The organism is Solidesulfovibrio carbinolicus (genome assembly GCF_004135975.1).
GTDB lineage: Bacteria > Desulfobacterota > Desulfovibrionia > Desulfovibrionales > Desulfovibrionaceae > Solidesulfovibrio > Solidesulfovibrio carbinolicus.
The window spans coordinates 1,438,070-1,457,503 of record NZ_CP026538.1; the positions used below are offsets into that span (position 1 = coordinate 1,438,070).

The following is a 19,434-nucleotide window of genomic DNA, read 5'->3' on the forward strand; positions in this document are numbered from 1 at the left end:
GCCGCCGGAGGCATTCACCGCTCAAATGACCCGGGCTGGTGCAAGAAAAACGTCGCCTCGGCGCGGGTGATGTCGTTGTCGCAGGGCGGGGCCAGGGCGCGCAGTTCGGCTTCGTCGCGGCCGAAGACGTAGGAGGTGAGCGTGTAGAGCATCTTGCCGCGCGAGAGGAATGTCTGGCGCACGAGCTGGAGTTTTATGCCGCCGTTGCCGTTGTCCACCCGGCGCAGATAGATGGCGTCGTAGCTGCGCCGGCCTTGGACGGTGGTAGGGCGGCAGCTGACGTTAAAGCCTTTGAGGGTGTCGGCGACGTAGGCCTTGACGAGTTCGCAGTTGGCGAAATCCGAGGTGGTGGGCAGAAATTCCGTGGGCCGCTCGCTGACGCAGACGTAGAATTGGCAGTCGCCGTGGCGGGCTTCCACGGAGACCTGGCAGGCCTCGGTTTTGTCTTCGGTGACGGTCCAGCCCTTGGGCGGGATGAAGCTGAAGAGATAGGGCTTGTTGACGTAGCGCACGGGCGACTCTGGCGGATTGTAACAGGCCGTGAGGCAGGCGCAGAGAAGTGCGCCCAGAAGCGGCGCGGCGAGGCGCAAGAAAAAACGCATGGCTGGCTCTACCATGGCTGGGACACGGCTTCAATGGTCAGGCGGCGGCCGGCTTCCAGAAGTGGTTGGTCTGTTTTATTGGCCTGGTGGTGGCCCGCCGTCTGTTGCCACGTAAAATTCAGGCAGCTGCTTCAATGGCGCGGCTGGGCAAAACCCGGCTTGCCCGTTGGGCCGACCTGCATTATCTGTGGAGCGACGGACCCCAATCCCAAGGACGGGAGGGCAGCCCATGACCGACGCCATCTCCGCCGCCCAGTCGGCGCTCAGCGCTTTTTCCACTTCCATGGCGGTCACGGCCAACAACGTGGCCAACATCAACACCGACGGCTACAAGTCCAAGGATGCCCGCCTGGAGACCGGCCCTGACGGACAGGGCGTGCGCGTGTCCGACATCGTGCGCGACGCTTCGCCCGGCGGCTATCAGCCGGAATCCGTCAGCGCCTATAATCAGGCCGGGGTGTACGAGCCTTCGGCCGGGCTGGTGGAGACGAGCAACGTGGATCTGGCCCGGCAGACCGTGGACATGATCCAGACTTCCCGGGCCTTCGAGGCCAATGTCGTGACCATCCGCAGCCAGGACCAGATGCTCGGTACGCTGCTGGACATGCGGGTCTAGGTTGCATCCTGAGAACAGCGCAGAGGACGTTTCACCGGCAACAGACCAGAACCATGCGCTTTTCGTGAACAAGGACTCCCGTCTTTTGCCTGGTTCGCCGGACGAGACGGTCTTTTTCCTGTCAGTAAATTGACAGCCCCGGAACGAAGCTATAGAGCAAGGGAAACCGCCTGGATTGGCGGCGCTTTCTTCCGGAGGCCAGATGGAACTGAACCTTTCCGGCATGGTCGGGCAGAGTGCTTGCCTTGCCGAGGTCCTGCGCGTGCTGGGCAAGGTGGCCCCCACCGATTCCACGGTGCTGGTCACCGGCGAATCCGGCACGGGCAAGGAACTGCTCGTGCGGGCGCTGCACGCCAACAGCCGCCGGGCCGGCAAGCCTTTCGTGCCGGTCAATTGCGGGGCCATCCCGCGCGAACTTCTCGAATCCGAGCTTTTCGGCCACGAAAAAGGGGCGTTTACCTCGGCCGTGCGCACGCGCCAGGGCCGGTTCGAGCTGGCCGAAGGCGGCACGATTTTTCTTGATGAAATTGGCGAGATGGACCTGAGCCTGCAGGTGAAAATCCTGCGGGCGCTCCAGGAAAAAGAGTATGAGCGCGTCGGCGGCGACAAGACCCTCAAGGCCGACGTGCGCATCGTGGCCGCCACCAACCGCGACCTGGAAACCGAGGTGGCGGCGGGGCGGTTTCGCGAAGACCTCTACTACCGCTTAAACGTCATCCCGCTCCATCTGCCGCCGCTGCGCGAGCGCGGCCAGGACATCCTGCTTTTGGCCGACTATTTCCTGGGGCGCTTTTGCCGCCAGAAAAGCCGGGCCACCCTCACGTTTTCGCCCGAGGCCCGGGGGCTGGTCTTGAGCTATCCCTGGCCGGGCAACGTGCGCGAACTGGAAAACTTCATGGAGCGCCTGTCCATCCTGTGCGACAGCGAGGTGGTGGGCATTGAGGAGCTGCCGCGCAAGATTCTCGACCATGCCGGCGTGGCCCCGCCGCCGCCGCCGGTCGCTCTGGCCGAGGCCGGCTTTCGCTGGCCGACCCTGGCCGATCTGGCCGAAAAATCCATGGGACTCAAGGACTTCATGGACACCCTGGAGGAAAAGCTCCTCATCGAGGCCCTGGCCAAGGCCTCGGGGGTGAAAAACCAGGCGGCGGAACTGCTCGGCATCAAACGCACGACGCTGATTGAAAAGCTCAAAAAGCGCAACATGGCCGGCGATTGAGGCCCGGCCCGCGTCTTGCCGGCGTCGCTTCCGGCTGCCCCGGACGCATTCCCAAACCATCAGGGATGGCGCGGGGTTCCACCGAGGGGCGCGTTTCGCTTGCCACCACCGCGGCCAGGGTGACGGCGAGGGCAAAATGAGCATGGTCCTTGCAAGAAAACCCGGCGTGAGCCTCTCCCTTCGCGCCGCCCTCTGGCGGCTTCTTCTGGCGGTCGTCGTGGCCGCGCTGTCCGCCGGATCGGCGGCGGCCTTGTCCGTGTCCACGGTCACCAAGGCCGACACGGACTCGCTTTTGCTCCAGTTTTCCAAGCGCGGCGGCTATCCGGCCATCAGCCGCACCGGCCCGGTGGAGATCAGCCTGGCCTTTCCGGCCGGAACCCTGGCCGGCGAAACGCCGCCCGGGCCGGCCGATTTCAATTCCTCGCGGCTTTTGGAAGGCGTGCGTCTGGAAGGCGACACCGTCATTGTGCGCCTGAAATCCGACGCTTTCGGTTTCGTGGGCTGGCCCGAGGGCGACCAGGGGCTCAAGCTGCAAGTCTACCGCGACCCGGCCGGCGCCAACTGGTCCCCAGGCGCGCCTTCGGCTACGCCCAGCACCACCTGGCCGCCGGTCGATCCCGTCGTCAAGCCGTCCTCGGCCCTGACCCTGCCCGTCACGCCGCCCAATCCCAAGCCCGGTCCCTTGGATCTGCCGCCCCTGCCGCCGTCGCTGACTCCGTCGGCCGCCGAGCCGGCCAAGGCCGGCCAGCCCGAGGCGGCCAAGGAGGCCTTTTACGCCGTGCCCTCGTCCATGCGGGCCACGGCCCTTCGCGTCAGCCCGGACAAGGCCCCGGTGCTGCGCCCCGATGGCATGGCCCGCGCGCCGTCCCCGGCCCTGACCGAACAGCCGGCCGGCGGCAAGGGACAAGTCCCGGGCGGTGGCGGCGAACTGCGTCAGGCCGTCAAATTGCCGCCGATTCCCCCGGCTCTGGCCGGCGACGAGACCCGCGCCCCGGTGACGCCGCCCGGCAAGGACCAAAAGCCGGCACCGGCCGCCAAGGCCGAGGCCGCGCCGCAGCCTCCGGCCGCCGACCACGCCCCGGCCAGCGCCGAGGCCACGCCCCCGGCCCAGGAAGAAGACCACGACGCCAATACCCTGGTGGCCGCCCAGGCCGAACGGCTGGCCGGCAACTTTTTTGGGGCCAACAACATGCTGCGCAGCCTGGTGCTGAATCCCAAACTCAAGCCCGACGTGCGCGAAGAGGCCATGCATACCCTGGCCGGCGTCCAGATGGACCTGCACAAGGACGATCTGGCCGGCCACTATGACGAGGTGCAAAAGGCCTTAAACGAAGCCATCAACGTCAACCCCAACTCCTACCGGGTGCCCGAGACCCTGCTGCAGCTGGGGATGCTCAACCTTCGCGTGGGCAACATCCCCGAAGCCAAGGGCTACTTCAACGTGCTGACGCGCAAGTACCCCACCGACGCCAGCGTCCCCATGGTCAATTTCGCCTGGGGCGAATACTATTTTGATCGCGGCGAGTTCAAGAAGGCCGAGGAAGAGTACAAAAACGTCGTCGAAAAGTTCCCGGAGAGCAAGTTCGTGCGCGAAGGGGCCATGGGCATGGCCAAGACCCTGGTTCGCCTGGGTCGCTACAAGGAAGCCGCCCAGATAGCCGACTACATCGATAAACGTTGGCCGCGCTATTATACGGAGTTTCCGCAAATTCTTCGCATCACCGGCGACATCGCCTACAAGAACGGCGATTTCAAGAAAGCTCGTGACTGCTACATGCTGTTTTACAACATGGAGCCGGATGCCAAGGACGCCGATCTGGTCCTGGCCAAGCTCGGCGACATCTACGCCCGCTTGGGAAACAAGCCCGGAGCCGTGGATTTCTACAATCTGGCCATCAAGGACTACCCGGACAGCGAAGGGGGGCTTGTGGCCAAGATGCGCCTGGCCGAGCAGGGCGTTCACGACCAGCCCACCATCTCCGAGATGTTCCCGCTTTTCGACAAGCCGCAGTACGGCAGCCCCGAGGAAATCTACCGCAGCATCATCCGCGACCATCCCCAAAGCCCGCTGGCGCCCCTGGCCCAACTCAAGCTGGCCATGTGGCTGCTGCACCAGCAGAACTATCCCGGCAGCCTCAAGGAATCCGCCGCCTATCTGGAGCGCTATCCCCAAAGCGAGCTGGCCCCCAAGGCCGAGGAGACGGCCATCACCGCTTTCGAGCGCATGGCTGCCGACATGCTGGCCCATAAGGACTACGACCGGCTGGTGGCGGCCTACAAGGAATACCGGCTGATCAACACCAACCGGGGGCTGCTGTCGGATACCACCCGCCTGGGGCTGGCCCTGGCCTACCTGCGCACCGGCGATACGGCAAACGCCATCAAGGAAGCCTCGCCCTACATCGGCCCCAAGGAGACCGACAACGGCAACTGGGCGCTGACCATGGCCATGTCGGTCTACCAAAACGACCGCAACTGGCGCGAGATCGTGGAGCTGGCCCGCAAGGTCCAGGGCTGGCGGTTTTCCCCCAGCCAGCGCCGGGGCCTGGAATATCTGGTGGCCGAGGCCCTGGAAAATCTCGGCGAAGCCTCCCGGGCCTTGCCCCTGTGGACCAAGATGGCCGGCGACCGCGATCTGGAAGCTGAAAAGCGCTGCTATGCCCTGTATTTCGTGGCCAAGGAGGCCATGGCCAAGAAGGAGTGGGAAAAGGCCCAGCTTTATGCCGGCGAGGCCGATTTCATGTTCAAGGAAACCGGCCGCGACCCGGACAAGCGCAAGGCCGCCGTCAACATCCAGATCGAAGCCGCCCGGGCCCTTGGCGACTTTTCCAAGGCCCTCAAGCTGGCCGAGGCCTACGCCAAGCTGTGCAAGGAAGGCGACGACGACTACGCCGGCAACCGGATGCGCATCGCCGCCATCCAGCGGGCCATGGGCGACGTCGAGGGCTGGCGGGCCACGTTGACGGCCATGCGCGACGCCGCGCCCGAATCCCTCTACGGCCGCATGGCCGCCTCGGATCTGGCCGCCAGCGGCCTGCAAAACCGCCTCGACGCCCTGACTCGTCCCCAATAGCCGCCCGCGCCCTTGTCATTCGCTGCGCCTGGAGCTAGAGAGAGGATGCCGCTGTTCCGTGTTGCTGCCGGCGGCAAGGAGCCGGTCATGCCCGCATCCGCAACTTCCGCCGCATCCATTCGCCAGCCCGTGGTGGCCGGGCGGTTCTATCCGGCCGATCCCGCCGCCCTGGCCCGGGAGACGGCCGCCTATCTGGCCGAGTCCGGCGCACCTTCGGACAAGCCGACCCTGCTGGTCATGGCTCCCCACGCCGGGGCCGTCTACAGCGGCCCGGTGGCCGGCAAGACCCTGGGCGCGGCCAACCTCGCCGACACCCTGCTGCTGCTTGGCCCCAACCACACCGGCCGGGGGGCGCGACTGGCCGTGTGGCCGGACGGGGCTTGGCGTATCCCCGGCTGGGACGTGCCCGTGGAGGCCGCCCTGGCCGAGGCCCTGCTCGCCGCCGCGCCCGGGCTTTCGCCGGACCGGGCGGCCCATCTGGGTGAACATTCCCTGGAAGTGCTGCTGCCGTTTCTGACAGCCGTGCGGCCGGGCTGCCGCGTCGTGCCGGTGGCCGTGGCCGAGTCGCGTCCGGGCGTCCTGGCCGAAACGGCCCAGGCCATGGCCGAGGTGTTGGCCGCCTGGTCTAGGCCGGTCTCCATCATCGTCAGTTCCGACATGAGCCACTACCTGCCCGAAGCGGCGGCCAAAAAGCGCGACTGCCTGGCCCTGGCCCGGGTTCTGGCCCTGGACCCGCAAGGGCTATTGGACGTGGTGCGGCGCGAGGACATCAGCATGTGCGGCGTGCTGCCCATGACACTGGGCCTTCTGATCGCCCGGGCCCTTGGGGCCACCTCGGCCCGGCTGGCCGCCTACGCCACCTCCGGGGAGGTCAGCGGCGATTTCGACCAGGTGGTGGGCTACGCCGGGGTGATCGTGGAGAATTGAGCGCAACCGACAACAGCGTAAGGAGAAAGTCCATGAAACGATTGGCCGCCTTTTGTCTGTTCGCCTGCGTCGCCTGTCTGCCCGGTTCGGCCCTGGCCCAGTTTGGTTTGTTGCAGCAGGGGCTTGACGCCGTGTCCGGGGGCAATAAACCAGCGGAACCTGCGGGGCCGTCCGGCAATGCGGCCAAGGCTGCGCCTGGCGGTGCCGGAACCTTGGCCGCCGACACCACCTATAAAAATGCGGCCAGAGGGTTTTCCTTCACTATCCCGGCCGGCTGGAAACTTGAAAGCGGCGATCCGGCCAGCGAATCAGCCCTTTTCATGAAGCCGGGCACGAGTTGGGGGTTTCAGTTCCATCTGGAGCAGATGACGCCGAGTTTTCCGCGCAAGGCTTCGGTGGACGCTTCGCTCAAGCAGGCCAAGGAGATGGTGGGCATCAAGAAATACTTGGAAGCCAAGCGCCGCGACGACGGCGACGCCAAGAAGAAATGCGGCGTGATCGGCTGGGAAATCGTTGAAGCGCCGCAGAAAAACGACTACCAGCGAATCATCTGGCAGGCCTACGACGGCGACAACTACTACATGAACTTCATGGCCCACAGCGAGAACAACGATTTTGAAGCGGCGCGCCAGACCCTGCGCCGGATTATGGACTCCATCAGGTTCTGCCAGTAAGAGGGTCGTCCAGGCGGGGCGGCCGGCGGCGCCCCAGGCCATTAAACGCCATGGAAGAGGATCTATGAACGCAACCGTTCGATTTGCCGGTCTGCTGCGAGTGTTTCTCGCGCTGGCCCTGTCCCTGTCCCTTTTCGCCTGCGCCACCTACACGCCGCCCAATCCGCAAATAAACGGCGTGGTTGATCCGGCCATGTTGCCCAGCGCCGTGCGCACGCCCCAGTGGGACATCGGCGCGGTGCGCTACGCCTGGGGCGGCAAGGGCATCAACTACTACGAGGCAGGCCTGACCCCGGCGCTGCTGCTGGTGCGCAACAAATCCGGGGCCAGCCCCATCGTCTATGCCGAGGAATGCCGGGGCATCGGCCCGGGCGGCGTGGAATATCCGCCGTATCCGGTGGCCCAGGCGGCCGAGGTGGTCTTTGCCTCCACGGCCTACAAGAAAAGCGCCGAGGCGGCGGTGGTGGGGGGACTTACCGGCGCGGCCGTGGGCGCGGGCCTGGGCGCGCTTATCGGCTCGGGCTTCAACTACGGCTGGGGAGCCGGCCCGGGCGCGCTTATTGGCGCGGGCATCGGCGCGGTGGGCGGCGCGGCGCTTACCCAGCAGCCGAGCATGGAGCAGTACCGGGCCACGGTCTATCAGGACATCGCCACCTACGCCTGGCGGGCCGCGCCCATCGCCCCCGGCGGACTGATGCCCGGCTACCTCTACTTTCCGGCCAACCTCGGCATCCATTCCCTGCGGGTGGTGCTGCGCTACGACCAGCACGCCCAGACGTTTATCGTGCCCATCAACAACCCGGTCTGGTAGTTTTTCCCTCCCGCTGCAACGCCAAGCCCGGCCCGGAAGCGATTCCGGGCCGGGCTTTTTTTACGCCGCGCCCGCGTCACTGCCCACTGGCCGGCTGTCGCCCCGTCCGTCAAAACGTCAATCCTCGCCGATCCCCCCGTAACCCTTTTCCCCCGTTGGGGGGGCCGGGGGCCTCAGGCCCCCGGCCGCCGGAGGCAAAGATCAATCCCCGGACGGCGGCAGGGCTTCGAGCAGCTGCGGCAGGTCGTTGGCGACAATGGCCCAGATGATGTCCAGGTCCAGGGTATCGTAGCCGTGAATGAGCCGGTTGCGGCAGTCGATGACGTCGCGCCAGGGCACGGCCGGATAGCGGTCCCGGACGTCGAGGGGCACGCGGGAGGCGGCCTCGCCGATGATTTCAAGCAGACGGGTCAGGGCCAGTTCGAAAACCCGGTCGGCATCAAGATCCCGGCGCGTGCGCGAACCGGCCAGGGCCACGGCCTCCCGGGCATGGCGGGCCATGTGGCCCAGGGCAACGGAAGGGTCATGCCGCGACATAGCGGACAGCGGCTTCGGCCAGGACGGCGTTGCGAAATTCCGGGGGCAGGCAGGCCGGAGTGTTGAGATCGACCCGCCGGCCGAGCAGGGTCGAAAGTTCGCGCTCCAGGGCGAAAAAGGCCAGTCCGGGCGTACGTCCGGACTCGAATTCCACCAGAACGTCGAGGTCGCTATCCGGACCGAAATCGTCGCGAAGGGCCGAGCCGAAGACCGACAGCCGGCGGATGCGCCAGCGGCGGCAACACTCGGCCAGGGCGGCCTCGGGCAGGGCAAGGGGAAGCGCCATGGGGTCCTCGCTGGCCGTCATGGTAACGCATCCCGCCCTGGGCGTAAATCATCGCCGCCTGTTCTCCCAGGCCGCAAAAAAAGGGGAGCCCCCATACGGAGGCTCCCCTTGGCAGTGGCAGGGAAAGCGCGACTAGTCGCGGGGGCCGCGTTCGCGTCCGCCGCGGTCGTCGCGACGCGGGCCGCGATCATCGCGACGCGGGCCGCGCCGGTCGCCGCCGTCACGGCGCGGGCCGGCGGTCTTGGCGTAGTCGGCCGGATCGTAGGGGATGCCGCGCTCTTCGTTCATGACGGCCTTGCGCGACAGGCGCACGCGGCCAGTGGGTTCGACGTCAAGCACCTTGACCTCAAGCTCCTGGCCCATCTTGACCACGTCGGCCGGGCTGGCCACCCGCTCCACGTCGAGCTGGGACACGTGGACCAGGCCTTCGAGGCCCGGCAGGATCTCGACGATGACGCCGCACTCGATGATCTTGATGACCCGGCCCTTGTAGTTGGCGCCGACGTCGGCGTGCTGGTCATAGTAGAGCACCCGGGCCTTGGCCTTTTCCAGGGACTCCAAGGTCGGGGCGAAGATGGAGATCTTGCCCGTGTCCTCGATGTCGATGGATGCGCCGGTCTCGGCGGTCATGGCCTTGATGTTCTTGCCGCCAGGTCCGATCACTTCGCGGATCTTTTCCGGGTTGATGTGCACCACGGCCAGCTGCGGGGCCAGGGCCGACAGTTCGGGGCGCGGCTCGGCCAACACGGCGGCCATGCGGCCCAGGATGTGGACGCGGGCTTCCTTGGCCTGATAGAGCGCCTGGCGCATGACGTCCTGGGGGATGCCGGTGATCTTGATGTCCATCTGGATGCCGGTGACGCCGTCGGCGGTGCCGGCCACCTTGAAGTCCATGTCGCCCATGGCGTCCTCGTCGCCGAGGATGTCGGTCAGGACCAGGAAGTCGTCGCCTTCCTTGATGAGTCCCATGGCGATGCCGGCCACCGGGGCCTTGATGGGCACGCCGGCGTCCATGAGCGCCAACGACGCGCCGGCCACCGAGGCCATGGACGAGGAGCCGTTGGACTCCAGGACCTGGGAGACCACGCGCATGGTGAAGGGGAAGTCTTCGGGGCCGGGCAGCACGGGCAGGATGGACCGCTCGGCCAGGGCGCCGTGGCCGATGTCCCGACGCGACGGGCCGCGCAGCATTTTGACTTCGCCCACGCAGTAAGGCGGGAAGTTGTAGTGGAGCATGAAACGCTTGTACGTCTCGCCGTTAAGCGTCTCGATCTTCTGCTCGTCGCCGGTGGAACCCAGGGTGGCCACGCACAGGGCCTTGGTCTCGCCACGGGCAAACAGGGCCGAGCCATGGGTGCGCGGCAGCACGCCCACTTCGATGCCGATGGGGCGCACCGTGGTGACGTTGCGGCCGTCGAGGCGGATGCCGGTGTCCTTGATCAGGGCGCGCAGCAGTTTCTTTTCCATGGCCTCAAGGACTTCGCCGGCCTTCATCTTGTAGATGGGGGTGTCCGGGAAGGCGGCGACCACGGCTTCGAGGACGGCGGCCTTGACGGCGCGGCGGGCGTCGCGGCGGGCCATCTTTTCCTTGATGGTGAAAGCTTCCTTGAGCTTGGCTTCGCCGGCTTCGCGCACCACGGCTTCCAGCTCGACCAGGGGGGCCGGCGGGGTGAAGGCGATCTTGGCCTTGCCGGCCTTTTCGCGCAGCTGCTCCTGAAGGTCGAGCAGCGGCATCACGGCCTTGTGGCCGAATTCCAGGGCGTCGGCCAGGAGGTCTTCGGAGACGAAGCGTCCCGCGCCTTCGACCATGACCACGGCGTCACGGGAGGCGGCGAAGACCAGGTTCAGGTCCGTGCCGGCCGCGATCTGGGCCACGGTGGGGTTGAGGACAAACTGGCCGTCGATGTAGCCCACCCGGCCGCCGGCGATGGGACCCTGGAAGGGGATCTTGGAGAGGTGCAAAGCGGCGGACGCGCCGGTCAGGGCCAGAACGTCGGGTTCGACCTCGCCGTCGGCGGACAGCACCGTGGCGATGATCTGGACTTCGTCACGGAAGCCCTTCGGGAAAAGCGGCCGGCAGGGGCGGTCGATGAGCCGGCACACCAGCACCTCGCGCTCGGAGGGGCGGCCGATTTCGCGGCGGAAGTAGGAGCCCGGGATGCGGCCGGCGGCGTAGGCCATTTCCTGGTAGTCGACGACCAGGGGGAAAAAGCCTTTTTCCTCGGCCAGGGCCTGGGTGCAGGCGGTGACGAGCACCACCGTGCCGCCGGACTGGATCCAGACGGCGCCGTCGGCCTGGTTGGCCAGGCGGCCGGTTTCGATGGTCACGGTCTTGTCGCCGATGGCGGCTTCAAGCCGGATGGGGGAAAACGTCATTGTCATGAGGACCTCGTTGGATGGTGGGAAGGACGGAAGCGGTTGCCCTCCCGCCATGCAGCAGGCGCGGCGGCAGCCGGGACGGGCTGGAGTCCCGGGAGCGGGCGCGCATAATGCATGCGCGGGAAGGCGGGGCCCGGCGAACCGGGCCCCGTTGTTGCCGACTACTTGCGCAGTCCGAGCTTCGCGATAAGGTCGCGATAGCGCTGGACGTCTGTTTTCTTCAAGTAGTTGAGAAGCTTGCGGCGCTGGCCGACCAGCTTCAAAAGGCCCGTGCGGGAGTGGAAGTCCTTGGGGTGGCTCTTGAAGTGACCCGTCAGGTAGACGATGCGGGACGTCAGCAGGGCGACCTGGACCTCGGGAGAGCCGGTGTCGCCGTCGTGCTTTTTGTGTTCGCCAATAACCTGCGCCTTGTCTTCGGCAGTCATGACCACAGCGATATCCTCCTGGTTAGGGGGTGTTGTTGGTGGCGGGGGCGTCATTGCCGCCGCGCCGGGCCGGTTGCGGGTCTCCGAAAAGACCGCGCACGATGGCCCACCTGAGCCGGCCGCCCATCGCCTCGGCCCTGGCCAGAGCCAGGGGCAGGCGCGTTTCGTCTACGAGCAGGGCGTGGGTCCCGGGGGCGAAATCCCCCGTGACCGGGACACGGATGCCCCGGCGGACGTCATCCGCCGCGGCAGGGCCAAGCGTTGTCGTGGGCCAATGGGGCAGGGCTTTGTCGAGGGGAATGATCCGCTCGGGCAGCGACTGCGGGTCGGCCAGGACAGCGTCGAGGCTGTGCGCCTGCGTCAAGGCGAAGGGGCGGCTCTCCTCCCGGGTCAGGGCTGTCATGATCGCGCCGCATCCCAGTCGCATCCCCAGGCTGTGGACCAGGGAGCGTATGTAGACGCCGGCGGATACCCGTACCCGGAAGGTTGCCGACGGCAGGTCGACCGATTCGGCCCGCGCGTCGAAAACGGAAATATCCTTGACTTTCACCGGGGCGGCCAGACCCTTGCGGGCCAGTTCGTACAGGGGCCGTCCCTGGTGTTTGGCTGCCGAGTAGGGCGGCACTTCCTGGCTGGTCAGTTCCGTCCAGGAAGCGATGGCCTCGGCCAGGGCCGAGGCGGAAACATGATCCCAGGGCGCTTGACTCGTCACGGTCCCTTCGCTGTCGTAGGTGTCCGTCGTAACGCCCAGGCGAAGCGCGCCCAGATAGGTCTTCTCGCCCTCCATGACGTAAGGGGCGATCTTGGTGGCCTCGCCGAGAAGGACCACCAGCACGCCGGCCGCCAACGGGTCCAGGGTGCCGGCATGGCCGATCTTTTTCTGGCCCAGGCGCTTAATCGCCGTCAGGCACCGGGTGGAGGTGGGGCCGGAGGGCTTGTCCAGCACCAGCACGCCGTGAAGCTGGGGCAGCGGGTACTGCTTATCAGCCACGCGCCGGCTCCACGACCTTGCTCAGGGCCCCGATAAGCGTGGCCTCGGCCTCGTCAAGGCCTGTCTCCAGCTTGCCGCCCGAGGCGTTCTTGTGACCGCCGCCGCCAAAAGCGGCCGCGACCTGCTGAATGTTGACCGGTCCCACCGAGCGCAGGGAAAATTTGACGCCGCCCTCGGGCAGCTCGCGCACGAGCACCGCCGCCTGCACGCCCTTGATGCGCAGGGCGTTGTTGATCAGCCCCTCGCAATCCTCGGGGCCGGTCCCCGTGCGGGAGAACATCTCCTGCGATACCCTGATTGCGCCCACCTGTCCATGGCCGTGCAGGGACAGGCTGCCGAGCACCTCGCTCCACAAGCGGATGCGGTTCATGCTCCACTGGTTCTTGATGCGCGCCCCGACCTCGCCGACGTCAAGGCCCCCCCGGATCATCTCGGCCACCAGCTCCAGGCATACGGCGGTGGTGCCGCTGAAGCTGAAAAAGCCGGTGTCCGTGGCCATGGCCGTGTAGAGCGCCTGGGCCATGGGGCCGACAAGGGGCACGCCGAGATCCTTGGCCAAAAGCGCGACCATCTCGCCGGTGGCTCCGCTGCCCGGGTCGATCCAGTTGACGACCCCGAAGCCGGGATTGCCCAGGTGATGGTCGATAACGGCCGTGCGGGCCGGGTCGAGGTGGCCTTCCAGGCCACCCAGGCGCGGCGCGTCGCCGCAGTCGAGCACGATGGCCAGATCGTAGTCGCCATGGGGCGGCCGGTCGAGCAGCGGCGCGGGCAGCTCCAGCCAGCCGTACTGGGGCGGGGCCGGGGAATCGTTAATGAGCCAGAAGGTCTTGCCCAGGGCCTCAAGAATGAAGCCCATGGCGGCGGTGGACCCCAGGGCGTCGCCGTCAGGCGAGGCATGGGCGGCCACCAGGAAGGACCTGCCGGCCCGGATGCGGCGGACGATCTCACTCCTGGGGTCGGGCATAGACCATGTCCTCCAGGTAGGTATCGCGGGAAAAACGCAGTTCGGGCACGAATTTCATGTGCAGGCGCTGGCCAAGCAGCGTGCGCAGGAAGCCGCGCCCCTGGTCCAGGGCCTTGGCCGCGCCGGCCAGACGGGCGTCGTCGCCGCTGAGCGTGTAGAAGACCTGGGCCACGGACAGGTCGGCGTTTAAGGTCACGCCGGTTATGGTCACGAGTTCCAGGCGGGGATCGCGGACGTCTTCCAGAAGGGCGGTGGCCATTTCCCGGGCGATCTGATCGGCAAGCCGGTGCGAGCGGCGCGAGGCGGTGCGTTTCATAGGAGTCTTTCTGGGGGCTAGAGCGTGAGGATTTCGATGTCGTCGTAGACCAGTTCGGCCAGGGCGGCGGCTTCGACCATGTTGACGGCCTTTTGCAGGAGGCCCCGGACGTGGGTGGCTTCGCCGGACACGGCCACGGCGGCCAGGACCAGCGTGTCCCAGGATTCCTGCATGGCCACTTCGGCGACGGCCACGTTGAATTTGTTGCGCAGCTTCTGCTTGAGGCTTTGGGCCACGCGGCGCTTGCCCTTGAGGGAATCGTTGCCGTGGAGGGCGAACTGGAGGGTGAGGACGCCTACGACCATGAATCCTTCCCCGCAAGCCGGGGAGCGGTTGGAAAATCGGTTGTCATAGGGGCGTTCCGACCGCCGCCGAGGCGGCGGCCGGAACGCCCGTCGGCAGGGCAAGCCCGCCGTGTAACGTCGTTACAGGGTGGCCTTTTCTTCCACGGACTCGAAGGCCTCGATGACGTCGCCGACCTTGATGTCGTTGAAGTTTTCCAGACCGACGCCACATTCGTAGCCTTTGGTGACTTCCTTGACGTCGTCCTTGAAGCGGCGCAGCGAAGCGAGCTTGCCGGTGTAGACCACCACGCCGTCGCGCACCAGGCGCACGCCGGCGTTGCGGGTGAGCTTGCCGTCCATGACGCCGCAGCCGGCCACGGTGCCGACCCGGGGCACGCTGAAGGTGTCGCGCACCTCGGCCTGGCCGAGGTACTGTTCGCGGATCACCGGGGCGAGCATGCCGGACATGGCGTCTTTGATTTCGCTGACGACCTTGTAGATGATGTCGTAGAAGCGCACGTCCACGCTCTCGCGCTCGGCCATTTCCTTGACCTTGATGGTCGGGCGCACGTTGAACCCGATGATGATGGCTGAGGAGGCGGAGGCCAAGAGCACGTCGGATTCGGTGATGGCCCCGGCCCCGGCGTGGATGATGTTGACCTTGACCTTGTCGGTGGAGAGCTTTTTAAGCGCGTCGGCAATGGCTTCCAGGGAGCCCTGCACGTCGGCCTTGAGCACCAGATTAAGCGTCTGGGCTTCGGCTTCGGGGCGGCTGGCCAGGAAGGTTTCCAGGGTGACCTTGGAGGCCTTGCCCAGTTCGCGTTCGCGCTGCTTGGTGGCCCGGGTCTCGGCGATGCGGCGGGCGACCTTTTCGTCCTCGACGCCGACGAATTCGTCGCCGGCCTCGGGCACGCCCTCAAAGCCCTGGACCTCGATGGGCATGGCCGGTCCGGCTTCCTTGATCTTGCGGCCCTGGTCGTCGAAACAGGCTCGCACCCGGCCGGAGAACACGCCGCAGACAAAGGCGTCGCCCTGGTGCAGGGTGCCTTCCTGGATGAGCACCGTGGCCACGGGGCCCCGGCCCTTGTCCAGGCGGGCTTCGACGATATGCCCCCGGGCGCGCTTGCCCGGATTGGCGTGGAGCTGCAGCACTTCGGCCTGCAGGAGAATCATTTCCAGCAGTTCGTCGAGACCGAGCTTCTGCTTGGCCGAAACGTTGGCGAAGATGGTGTCGCCGCCCCATTCTTCGGGCACAAGGCCCAGATCGCCCAGTTCGCGCTTGACCCGGTCGGGGTTGGCGTCGGGCTTGTCGATCTTGTTGACGGCCACGACAATGGGCACGCCGGCGGCCCGGGAGTGGTTGACCGCCTCGCGGGTCTGGTCCATGACGCCGTCGTCGGCGGCCACGACCAGGACCACGATATCAGTGACCTGGGCGCCGCGGGCGCGCATGGCGGTGAAGGCTTCGTGGCCCGGGGTGTCGAGGAAGACGATGTCGCCCCGGCTGGTGGTCACGTGATAGGCGCCGATGTGCTGGGTGATGCCGCCGGCCTCGCCGGACACGACGTTGGAGGCCCGGATGGCGTCGAGCAGCGAGGTTTTGCCGTGGTCGACGTGGCCCATGATGGTGACCACGGGCGGACGCGGACGCATGTCCTCGGGCTTATCGGCTTCAGCGTTGATGATGTAGTCGTCCTCGGAAAAGCCCGAACGTTCAACTTCGAACCCGAACTCGGCCGCGGCCAGGGTGGCGGTTTCGATGTCCAGGGACTGGTTGATGGTCACCAGCGCTCCAAGGCCGAGCAGGACCTTGATGAGATCCTGGGCCTTGGCTCCCATCTGGCGGGCCAGATCCGAGACCCGGATGGTTTCTTCCATGCGGATCTTGCGCTTGGCGGCCTTCATGGGCTGGGCCCCGGCGTCGGACTTGGAGGACAGGAAGTCGTCGCGGGTCTTTTTGCGCTTGAACTTCGAGCCGCGACCGCCGGTGCGATCCTGGACCTCGGAGACTTTCTTCTTGCCGCCGGGACCGGCGGCCTTGCGGCGGTCGCCGTCGGCGCCCGGACCGGTAAATTCCACCACGCGGCGATCTTTCTTGCGCTTCTTGGACGCGTCATCGCCGGCTGCCGGCGGCATGCCGGGCACGGGCCGGCCGGCCGGACGCGGCGCGCCCGGGGCAAAGCCGCCCGGAGCGCCGGGACGGCCGGGGCCGCCAGGACGGCCGGGACCACCGGGACGGGGGCCATCGGAAGAGGCCGGCCGGCGTTCGGGGGCCGGCGGCCGCTTGGGATCGGGCATGGAAATGATGCGCACCTTGGGCGCGGTGGAGGCCGGCTCGGGACGGCGGGGCGGCTGCTTGGCCGGCTGGCCCGCGTCGGCGGCCGCCGGGCCGGCCTCGGGAGCCGCTGGCGGCGCCTGGACGGTCGCCTCGGGAGTCAGGGACGTATCCTCGACCACGGGCGCGGCCGGCGTCTGAACCGGGGCCGGGGCTTCGGCCACGGGTTCGGCGGCCACGGCGGGGGCAGCGGGCTCCTCGGCCTTTTCGGGTTCGGGCCGCTCAATGATGCGGGCCGTGGGGGCCGGGCGCACGATGCGCGCGCCGCCCGTGCGGGGAGCCGGCGCGGGGGGAGTGGGCTCCTCGTCGACTGGTTCGGCAAAGGCCTCGAAATCTTCGGCCTGGGGCTGGTACTGCACCTCGACGGGCTCCTCGTGTTCCGGCTCGGCCGGGGCTGTCGCAACCACGGGATCGACGGCGGTCGCCGGCGATTCGGGTTCGAGATCCCGGGGGGCTGGCGCGGCGTCGGCCGGGGGGGTGGGGGCGGCCTTGCGGCGGCGGACGATGACGCCGGGCGAAACCTCGGTGTCGATGACCTGGGTGCGGCCGGAGCTGCCCTGGCGCACACGGGCGCGCAATTGGGCGGCTTCCTCGTCGGTCAGCGTGGCCATCTGGCTTTTGACCTGGATACCGAGTTCGCGCAGGAGATGCAGCATGTCCTTGCTGGACAGGGCAAGCTCCTTGGCAATGTCCTTCATTTTAATCTTGTTCACCTTGACCCCCCCCTCCGTCGCCTGGGCCGACCGGAGTATTTCAAAAATTTCTCGGCGCATGCGGGGTTGGCGCAGAGATAGTGCCCGCGTCCGGGCAGGACGGCCCGGGGATCGGGCGCAAGGCCCGCTTCGCCCTCGGCCGCCGCGACGTGTCTGACCAGCTCGCTTTTCGGGAAGCGCTCCCGGCAGATCACGCACATCCGCACCGGCCACGGCGGCCGGGCCTGGGACTTGCCGCGCGTCATTTGGCCTCGTCCGCGTTGGTTTCTTCCGTGCCGGTCGCGGCGTCGTCGCCGGCCGGGGCTTCGCCTTCGGACGGGGCCGCGTCGTCAACCGGCGTCTCCCCGTCGGCCGGAGCCTCGCCCTCGGACGGGGCGTCCTCATCGATCGGGGCATCCTCGTCGTCAACCGGCGCGGGCTTGTCAAAGGCGCCCATCAGTTTGAGGGCGGCGCGCAGATCGTCGCGCTTGGACGGCGTCATGCCGGCGATGGCGTCGATGGCCTCGTCGTCGGCCTCGGCCAGCTGCTCCATGGAGACAAATCCGGCGGCGATGATGTTGTCCACGTGGATCTCGGCCACGCTGGCCAGCTGCTCCAGGAACTTCTTGGAGGCGTTGGCCTCGCGGAACCGGGATTCGGTGACGATGTCGATCTTCCAGCCAAGCAGCTTGGCGGCCAGCTTGACGTTTTGTCCCTTGCGGCCGATGGCCAGGTTGAGCTGGTCGTCGGTGACCACCACTTCCAGGGATTTTTCGTCCTCATCCACGGAAATGCGGGTGACCCGTGAGGGCGACAGGGCGTTGGCGGCGTAGGTGGCGATCTCGGGGTTCCAGACCACGATGTCGATGCGTTCGCCGCGCAGTTCCTGCACGATGTTCTGGATGCGCGAGCCGCGGATGCCGACGCAGGCGCCGACCGGATCGACGTCGCGGTCCTTGGAGATGACGGCCACCTTGGCCCGGGAGCCGGGATCGCGCGCCACGGCCACGATCTTGACCGTGCCGTCGGAAACTTCCGGCACTTCGCGGGCGAAAAGGGCTTTCATGTAGTCGCCGTGGGTGCGCGACACGATGATCTGGGGTCCGCGCCCGGAAGGCAGGACTTCGATGATAAAGGCCTGGACCCGGTCGCCGCGCTTGTAGCGCTCGCGGGGGATCTGCTCTTCCTTGGGCAAAAGCGCCTCGGTGCGGCCGAGGTTGATGATCCAACCGGCCCGGTCGCGGCGCTGGATGATGCCGGAAATGATTTCGCCCTTACGGTCCTTGTATTCCTCGTAGATGATCTCCTGCTCGGCGTCGCGCATGCGCTGGATGATCACCTGCTTGGCGGACTGGGCGGCGATGCGGCCGAGGTCCTCGACGGCGAGCTTGAAGCCCATCTCGTCTTCCAGGGCCACGTTGGGGTCGATGGCCTTGGCGTCGGACAGGCAGATCTCGGCGGCCGGGTCGGCCACGTCGTCGTCTTCCACCACGACCTTGAACTGGTAGACCTCGATCTCCCCCTGCTCGTCGTTGTAGCTGACCTCCACGTCGAGGTTCTCGCCGTACTTGCGGATCACCGACGAACGGACGGCTTCTTCCAGGGTGTCCACCAGCAGGTCGCGGTCGATGCCGCGATCCTTGCTGATCTGATCGATGGCTTTTTTCAGTTCGGTCATGAGGTTGCCTCCGAGTTGCCGTACGGCCCGCCGTCGCCGTCGGCCTCTCCTTCGGGTGTGGCGTCAAAAGCGTGGATGAGGCGGATTTTGTCCGCCTCGGCAAAATCAAACGAAATCGAAAATTCCTTGGCCCCGGGGTCCACGGTCATGGACACGGTCTGGTCCGAGACGCCGGACAGGATGCCTTTGAAACGCTTGCGTCCCTCGCGGGGCGCGGCCAGCTTGGCCTCGATCTCCCGGCCGACGTAGGCGGGCAGTTGGCCGGCTTCGAAAAACCGGCGCGACAACCCCGGCGAGGAGACTTCCAGCACATAGGGGTTGTGGAAAATTTCATCGACCTCAAGAAGGGCGCCGAGATGGCGGCTGACCCTGGCGCATTCGTCGATGGTCACGCCCAGGCGTTCGGGCGTGCGCGGCGTGTCGGCGGCCAGGTCGAGATAGAGGCGCACAAGCTGGCGATGGCCGGCCGAAGCCAGCTCCACCCCCCAGACCGCAAGGCCCAGGGTGGCGACGTAAGGGGCGATAAGATCCCGGACGGCATCGGCCACGGCGTTTTTCTGAAGCATGATTTCCTTGTCAGCAAAAAAAAAGTGGACCGATCGTCAGGCCCACCTCGTCACGTCAACCA

General features: G+C 66.8%; 19 protein-coding genes. 6 read left to right on the forward strand and 13 right to left on the reverse strand.

Going from position 1 to position 19,434, the window contains the following annotated elements; genetic code table 11:
• Positions 1–14: 14 nt before the first annotated feature.
• Positions 15–602 carry a hypothetical protein gene (locus C3Y92_RS06365; protein ID WP_235669631.1) on the reverse strand — a complete coding sequence of 196 codons (588 nt, stop codon included), beginning with the start codon at positions 600–602 and terminating at the stop codon, positions 15–17.
• Positions 603–831: 229 nt separating this feature from the next.
• On the opposite strand from C3Y92_RS06365, the gene C3Y92_RS06370 reads away from it, so the two are divergent.
• From C3Y92_RS06370 to C3Y92_RS06395, 6 genes are all read left to right on the forward strand, one after another.
• On the forward strand, positions 832–1,218 hold the full coding sequence (locus C3Y92_RS06370; protein ID WP_129350785.1) for a flagellar basal body rod protein FlgC: 387 nt from the start codon (positions 832–834) through the stop codon (positions 1,216–1,218).
• A gap of 202 nt (positions 1,219–1,420) precedes the next feature.
• Entirely contained in the window at positions 1,421–2,434 is a 1,014-nt protein-coding gene (locus tag C3Y92_RS06375; RefSeq protein ID WP_129350788.1) for a sigma-54 interaction domain-containing protein, read from the forward strand.
• 166 nt (positions 2,435–2,600) lie between these two features.
• Complete coding sequence (locus tag C3Y92_RS06380) at positions 2,601–5,507, forward strand: tetratricopeptide repeat protein (protein WP_235669632.1); 2,907 nt, start codon at positions 2,601–2,603, stop codon at positions 5,505–5,507.
• Between the two features lie 87 nt (positions 5,508–5,594).
• The gene (gene amrB, locus C3Y92_RS06385) at positions 5,595–6,434 is read left to right on the forward strand and encodes an AmmeMemoRadiSam system protein B (protein ID WP_129350795.1); all 840 of its coding nucleotides are present in this window, start codon (positions 5,595–5,597) and stop codon (positions 6,432–6,434) included.
• Positions 6,435–6,466: 32 nt separating this feature from the next.
• Positions 6,467–7,108, forward strand: coding sequence for a hypothetical protein (locus tag C3Y92_RS06390; protein WP_129350798.1), 642 nt, complete (start codon positions 6,467–6,469; stop codon positions 7,106–7,108).
• A gap of 64 nt (positions 7,109–7,172) precedes the next feature.
• The gene (locus C3Y92_RS06395; RefSeq protein WP_129350801.1) at positions 7,173–7,919 is read left to right on the forward strand and encodes a hypothetical protein; all 747 of its coding nucleotides are present in this window, start codon (positions 7,173–7,175) and stop codon (positions 7,917–7,919) included.
• A 201-nt stretch (positions 7,920–8,120) separates the two neighbouring features.
• Here the strand turns inward: C3Y92_RS06395 and C3Y92_RS06400 are convergent, their stop codons facing one another.
• The 12 genes from C3Y92_RS06400 to C3Y92_RS06455 form a co-directional block, all read right to left on the reverse strand.
• Complete coding sequence (locus C3Y92_RS06400) at positions 8,121–8,456, reverse strand: HepT-like ribonuclease domain-containing protein (RefSeq protein WP_129350803.1); 336 nt, start codon at positions 8,454–8,456, stop codon at positions 8,121–8,123.
• Complete coding sequence (locus C3Y92_RS06405) at positions 8,443–8,763, reverse strand: nucleotidyltransferase family protein (RefSeq protein ID WP_207214031.1); 321 nt, start codon at positions 8,761–8,763, stop codon at positions 8,443–8,445. The genes C3Y92_RS06400 and C3Y92_RS06405 overlap by 14 nt, the downstream gene beginning before the upstream one ends.
• Positions 8,764–8,874: 111 nt before the next feature.
• A complete protein-coding gene (gene pnp / locus C3Y92_RS06410) occupies positions 8,875–11,124 on the reverse strand; it encodes a polyribonucleotide nucleotidyltransferase (RefSeq protein WP_129350806.1) in 2,250 nt (749 codons plus the stop codon).
• A gap of 158 nt (positions 11,125–11,282) precedes the next feature.
• Positions 11,283–11,552 carry a 30S ribosomal protein S15 gene (rpsO, locus tag C3Y92_RS06415; protein WP_015861807.1) on the reverse strand — a complete coding sequence of 90 codons (270 nt, stop codon included), beginning with the start codon at positions 11,550–11,552 and terminating at the stop codon, positions 11,283–11,285.
• Positions 11,553–11,568: 16 nt separating this feature from the next.
• On the reverse strand, positions 11,569–12,537 hold the full coding sequence (gene truB / locus C3Y92_RS06420; protein ID WP_129350809.1) for a tRNA pseudouridine(55) synthase TruB: 969 nt from the start codon (positions 12,535–12,537) through the stop codon (positions 11,569–11,571).
• Complete coding sequence (locus C3Y92_RS06425; protein ID WP_129350812.1) at positions 12,530–13,501, reverse strand: DHH family phosphoesterase; 972 nt, start codon at positions 13,499–13,501, stop codon at positions 12,530–12,532. Before C3Y92_RS06425 ends, truB begins: the two co-directional genes overlap by 8 nt.
• On the reverse strand, positions 13,482–13,817 hold the full coding sequence (gene rbfA / locus C3Y92_RS06430; protein ID WP_129350815.1) for a 30S ribosome-binding factor RbfA: 336 nt from the start codon (positions 13,815–13,817) through the stop codon (positions 13,482–13,484). Before rbfA ends, C3Y92_RS06425 begins: the two co-directional genes overlap by 20 nt.
• A gap of 17 nt (positions 13,818–13,834) precedes the next feature.
• Positions 13,835–14,122 (reverse strand): DUF503 domain-containing protein, encoded by a 288-nt coding sequence (locus tag C3Y92_RS06435; protein WP_129350818.1) that lies wholly within the window; start codon positions 14,120–14,122, stop codon positions 13,835–13,837.
• Positions 14,123–14,242: 120 nt separating this feature from the next.
• Positions 14,243–17,149 carry a translation initiation factor IF-2 gene (gene infB / locus C3Y92_RS06440; protein ID WP_129350821.1) on the reverse strand — a complete coding sequence of 969 codons (2,907 nt, stop codon included), beginning with the start codon at positions 17,147–17,149 and terminating at the stop codon, positions 14,243–14,245.
• Entirely contained in the window at positions 17,146–17,394 is a 249-nt protein-coding gene (locus tag C3Y92_RS06445) for a YlxR family protein (RefSeq protein WP_129350824.1), read from the reverse strand. The genes infB and C3Y92_RS06445 overlap by 4 nt, the downstream gene beginning before the upstream one ends.
• Positions 17,391–18,806: a transcription termination factor NusA gene (gene nusA / locus C3Y92_RS06450; protein WP_129350827.1), complete on the reverse strand. Its 1,416-nt coding sequence runs from the start codon at positions 18,804–18,806 to the stop codon at positions 17,391–17,393. The genes C3Y92_RS06445 and nusA overlap by 4 nt, the downstream gene beginning before the upstream one ends.
• Entirely contained in the window at positions 18,803–19,372 is a 570-nt protein-coding gene (locus C3Y92_RS06455; protein ID WP_129350830.1) for a ribosome maturation factor RimP, read from the reverse strand. The genes nusA and C3Y92_RS06455 overlap by 4 nt, the downstream gene beginning before the upstream one ends.
• Between the last annotated feature and the right edge of the window lie 62 nt (positions 19,373–19,434).

Coding starts and splice junctions, on each gene's coding strand:
- C3Y92_RS06370 (WP_129350785.1), top strand. CDS start 832: ATGACCGACGCCATCTCCGCCGCCCAGTCGGCGCTCAGCGCTTTTTCC.
- C3Y92_RS06400 (WP_129350803.1), bottom strand. CDS start 8,456: ATGTCGCGGCATGACCCTTCCGTTGCCCTGGGCCACATGGCCCGCCAT.
- C3Y92_RS06390 (WP_129350798.1), top strand. CDS start 6,467: ATGAAACGATTGGCCGCCTTTTGTCTGTTCGCCTGCGTCGCCTGTCTG.
- amrB (WP_129350795.1), top strand. CDS start 5,595: ATGCCCGCATCCGCAACTTCCGCCGCATCCATTCGCCAGCCCGTGGTG.
- C3Y92_RS06445 (WP_129350824.1), bottom strand. CDS start 17,394: ATGACGCGCGGCAAGTCCCAGGCCCGGCCGCCGTGGCCGGTGCGGATG.
- C3Y92_RS06395 (WP_129350801.1), top strand. CDS start 7,173: ATGAACGCAACCGTTCGATTTGCCGGTCTGCTGCGAGTGTTTCTCGCG.
- rbfA (WP_129350815.1), bottom strand. CDS start 13,817: ATGAAACGCACCGCCTCGCGCCGCTCGCACCGGCTTGCCGATCAGATC.
- C3Y92_RS06435 (WP_129350818.1), bottom strand. CDS start 14,122: ATGGTCGTAGGCGTCCTCACCCTCCAGTTCGCCCTCCACGGCAACGAT.
- C3Y92_RS06375 (WP_129350788.1), top strand. CDS start 1,421: ATGGAACTGAACCTTTCCGGCATGGTCGGGCAGAGTGCTTGCCTTGCC.
- C3Y92_RS06405 (WP_207214031.1), bottom strand. CDS start 8,763: ATGACGGCCAGCGAGGACCCCATGGCGCTTCCCCTTGCCCTGCCCGAG.
- C3Y92_RS06365 (WP_235669631.1), bottom strand. CDS start 602: ATGCGTTTTTTCTTGCGCCTCGCCGCGCCGCTTCTGGGCGCACTTCTC.
- C3Y92_RS06455 (WP_129350830.1), bottom strand. CDS start 19,372: ATGCTTCAGAAAAACGCCGTGGCCGATGCCGTCCGGGATCTTATCGCC.
- pnp (WP_129350806.1), bottom strand. CDS start 11,124: ATGACAATGACGTTTTCCCCCATCCGGCTTGAAGCCGCCATCGGCGAC.
- C3Y92_RS06425 (WP_129350812.1), bottom strand. CDS start 13,501: ATGCCCGACCCCAGGAGTGAGATCGTCCGCCGCATCCGGGCCGGCAGG.
- nusA (WP_129350827.1), bottom strand. CDS start 18,806: ATGACCGAACTGAAAAAAGCCATCGATCAGATCAGCAAGGATCGCGGC.